The sequence below is a fragment of the Arhodomonas sp. KWT genome, assembly GCF_010993615.1.
This window is the reverse complement of sequence record NZ_WNXE01000257.1, coordinates 1,504-2,893: the sequence shown is the minus strand read 5'-3', so window position 1 is coordinate 2,893 and position 1,390 is coordinate 1,504. Positions and strand designations below refer to the sequence as shown.

Below are 1,390 nucleotides of genomic sequence, written 5' to 3'. Positions count from 1 at the left end.
TGAGCGTGACGAGCACCGCGGGCGACCTGCTGGTGGGCACGGCCTACGCGGGCACCACCGCGGATTTCCGCACCGGGGGCGGCAGGATGACCGTGCGTCACGCCGAATCCGGTGGCGACATGCGCCTGGTCAACGCGGCTACGGATACGCACGCGGATGGTGGCGACATCCTGTTCGGCTATCCGGCGGACCCGGATGTCCCCCTCGACCGGTTCGACCTGGACGCCGGGCGCGACCTGACCATCGACGCCACCGGCGACGTCACCGGCGGCAACGCCCGCGCGGCCCGCGATCTCGCCATGGCGGGCTATAACCTGCACTTCGGCCAGGTGCGCAGCACCGGCCGGGACGTGCAGCTGACCGCGGACTGGAACGTGGTCGGCGCCCGGGCCGTCGCCCACCGGGACCTCGGCATCATCGCCGGCAACCGCCTGCTCATGGACGACGCCCGCTATGGCGGCACCCTGTCGCTCAAGGCGGGACGGGACCTGACGGTGGGCACCGGCGGCGATATCGACCTCACCGGACAGGTCGAGGCGGGCCGCGACATGACCATCACCTCCGGCGGCCATATCCGCCTCGACGGGGCCTCCGCCGGACGCGACATGCGCTTCACCGCGGAGGACGACATCACGGTCGCCGAACAGCTCGACGCCGGCGGCCGGATGGACGTCGTGACCGACGGCGATCTGAGTGTCGGCACCCGGGTCGAGGCCGGCGGGCCCACGACCCTGGACGTGGCCGGCGACGCCTCGGCGGCGAGCGTGACCACCGGGGAGACGCTGTCGGCCGACATTGGCGGCAGCATGGACGTCGCCGGGGCGGTGGTGGCCGACGGCAGGGCCCGCCTCGACGTGCGCCGCGACCTCGACGTCGGCGAACGGATCGCCTCGCAGGCGGACGACCTGGACATCGACGTGGGCGGCCGGCTCACCACCCGGGCCCTGGAGGCGGGCTCGGACATGGACGTGATCACCGGCGAAAGCCTGAGCCTGGAGCGTGCGGTGGCGGGCCGGACCGCGACGATCCGTGCCGGCACCGCCGACGGCGATGCCTACGCGCCGGGCTCCGATCTGTCCATCGGCCGTCTCGCCGGCTCCGTGCTGACCCTGCGCTCCGGCGCCAGCGTGCACCTCGACGAGGTGGTCGCCTCGGACGCCATGGACATCGCCAGCCAGTACATCGGGATCGCGCAGGGGCGCTACACCGGCGACGACGCACTCACCCTGGACGTGGCGGGCAGTCAGCGGCCGGCCGCGACCCGGGTGGAGGCACGCTTCGACAGTCCGGCCATCGTCAGCCGCTGGCTGCACAGCAATGACACCACGCTCACCATGACCGGCACCGACCTCATGCTCGAGGACGCCGCCTACGTGGACGTCCTGCGCGC

At 72.8% G+C, this 1,390-nt stretch carries 1 protein-coding gene; it reads left to right on the top strand.

Annotated features, from left to right (window positions below; translation table 11 throughout):
* A partial coding sequence (locus G7A99_RS17515; RefSeq protein ID WP_163142565.1) for a hypothetical protein occupies window positions 1-1,390 on the top strand: 1,390 nt, incomplete at both ends.